Here is a 2307-nt window from a genome sequence, read left to right on the forward strand (position 1 = left end):
TTTTTAGAGCCGGAAACGTTTCTTCGACAAACTGTTGTTGTTTAACAGGGTCTGCAGCGGCAAGCGTATACGTCGGTTTCGTATAGCTCATGCCCATATGTTCCATCATCTTCGAAACGCCGCGCAGCGAATAGGTACATCCATACGTACGCTCAATGTAGTCTGCTATCAGTTGCAACGTCCAATTGAATTTGGCGGTGAATCCAACGTCTGCTGGCACCTGGTTCACAATGACTTGCTTCAATGCGTCCCGCTGTTCTTTCGTCAGGCGTGGGGATCGCCCGGGAGAGAATTGCATGGCCAAGCCCGACAACCCTTCTTTTTCATAGGCGCGGATGTAAAGGCGAATAGTTTTCTCCGAACGACAGATGATCGTGGCAATCTCGCGTACAGACTTGCCCATTAATCGTAAACGTACGGTTTGAAGTCGCTCGTACATGCGGCGATCCTTCGTCGTTCTTATTCGTTCTTCAACTGCAGCCAGCGCTTCCTTGTTATCCATCTCATTCACCGCCTCATTCAGGGTATTTCTGAATTCGACAATGATGGGACAAAACCCTCCTGTTATGGAAGTTCAATAGTTTATTCTATATAGATCTTCTTTAGTTGATTGATTTTTAATTAAATTGTTCCGGCCAAAAAATAGATGCTGCCAACCGCCAACCACATATGCGCTTATGTTGCCGGCGTTGATCTTTCCTTCCACTTCTCCTTCAATGCTTTCAAATCCTCTACGAAGAGCCTCAGTAAATTGGGTCTCCTTCTTACGGCAAGCGGGTGATAGGTAAAGCTGATCGGGATACCCTGAAACTCGTGCCAGCTCCCTCGCAATTCCTTGACACTGGCGTTCTCCTTCTGTGGGAATATTGCTTCCGCCACGACATTCCCAAAACCAAATAATACCGACGGCTGCTTCTCCAGGAGCTGTAATTGTAGATGGGGAATACATGCTGCTCTGGCCTCAGGCTTATTATAAGCACGCATCGGTCGGCATTTAAGCAAATAGGTGATATAAACCGCGTTTGTATCGATACCCGCTTCCCTCATAGCATGCTGGAGTGTTTCCCGGGTACCGCATAAAAACGAATTTCCTTGCCGATCCTCTCTTTCGCACGCAATGAATACATTATCCCCCACCCAGAGCAAAAACTTGCCTTTCTTTAGGTTACGGTTCCCCTGACTTATCTTGAGCGACGGTAATTTACTTGAACCAGCATTCCCAGTGATCAACCGGCAACACCCCCGTATTTCCTGCATATTCATAGATCAGCGCAGCAAAAAGGCCGCTTCACAAGAAACACGGAAACGTTGGCCCTAAGTAACGGCATTAAGGAGGCGTTTTGAATGAAGACTAAATATATAAAAGAGTTTTTCCTTTTTCCCGATATATGCATCATGTACGGAATCTTCTTGGTCAGTTTTAGCCTGCTCATTCCAGGCCTGACAACCATCGGCCCATGGATTGCATTCACCATAGGCATGGCCGCTTATGCCGCCGCCGAGTATTTTACGCACCGTTTCCTGTTTCACCTAAAAACTCCGAAGAACCCCTTCTTTTTAAAATTACTTAAGCGTTTGCATTATGATCATCACTCCAATCCGAATGACCTGCATTTATTGTTTCTGCCCTTGTGGTATACTCTGCCGAATCTCGCCATCGCGGGAACCATCGCCTACTTTATTTCAGCAAGCCTCGTGATTACGAATGCTTTTATCGCTGGCGTGATCCTGTTTCTCTTGTTTTATGAGTGGAAGCACTATATCGCCCATCGTCCGATTACCCCCGTTACCCCCTGGGGCCGTTGGATGAAAAAAGTCCATTTATGGCATCACTATAAAAATGAAAATTACTGGTACGGCGTGACAAACCCGGTTTTTGATCTCGCCTTGGGAACCTTTCAGGATCAAAAAAATGTCGAGCTAAGCCAGACGGCCCGCAGCCTTGAACAACGCGAAAGTAAAAAGCTTGACCTGTAAAGAAAAAACAACCCGCCAAACACCAAAGTTTGCGGGTTGCTTTTATAAGCGATAATCGCATTTTTTCCTTCTGAGGCACCCTCACGGAAAATCCAGCTCGTCATCGATGCTGCGAAACATCTCCCTAGTCCGCGTCGGGCACCGGGCGTCCAGTTCCTCCCACAGACGATTCGGTAAAATCAAAAACTGGTGGGTAACGGAAAAATAGGAGTCCGCAAAAAGACGAATTTCGTATTTGTCCCTGATCAACTTCAGGAACCCGCGAATCGTGATGTAGCGATCTTTTTCGCTAAAGGTCAGCGCAATCGAATGCAGTTGTCCATAGTAGGT

The 2307-nt window shown here is 46.8% G+C and carries 3 protein-coding genes and 1 pseudogene; 1 reads left to right on the forward strand and 3 read right to left on the reverse strand.

Going from position 1 to position 2307, the window contains the following annotated elements; all coding sequences use genetic code 11:
* Both ABD76_RS18150 and ABD76_RS18155 read right to left on the reverse strand, forming a co-directional pair.
* On the reverse strand, window positions 1-502 hold a 502-nt coding region (locus ABD76_RS18150), incomplete at its 3' end, for an IS630 family transposase (protein WP_197256132.1).
* A gap of 173 nt (window positions 503-675) precedes the next feature.
* Window positions 676-1230, reverse strand: coding sequence for a uracil-DNA glycosylase (locus tag ABD76_RS18155; protein ID WP_242069631.1), 555 nt, complete (start codon window positions 1228-1230; stop codon window positions 676-678).
* Between the two features lie 114 nt (window positions 1231-1344).
* On the opposite strand from ABD76_RS18155, the gene ABD76_RS18160 reads away from it, so the two are divergent.
* On the forward strand, window positions 1345-1977 hold the full coding sequence (locus tag ABD76_RS18160; RefSeq protein WP_197258616.1) for a sterol desaturase family protein: 633 nt from the start codon (window positions 1345-1347) through the stop codon (window positions 1975-1977).
* 81 nt (window positions 1978-2058) lie between these two features.
* Here ABD76_RS18160 and ABD76_RS18165 read toward each other — a convergent pair.
* Window positions 2059-2307, reverse strand: a pseudogene (locus ABD76_RS18165) (hypothetical protein); the annotation flags it as partial.

It is taken from the genome of Paenibacillus dendritiformis (assembly GCF_015845845.1).
GTDB lineage: Bacteria > Bacillota > Bacilli > Paenibacillales > Paenibacillaceae > Paenibacillus_B > Paenibacillus_B dendritiformis_C.

What these genes read in the sequence shown, in the direction of transcription:
- ABD76_RS18160 (WP_197258616.1), top strand. Translation starts at nt 1,345, where the DNA reads ATGAAGACTAAATATATAAAAGAGTTTTTCCTTTTTCCCGATATATGC.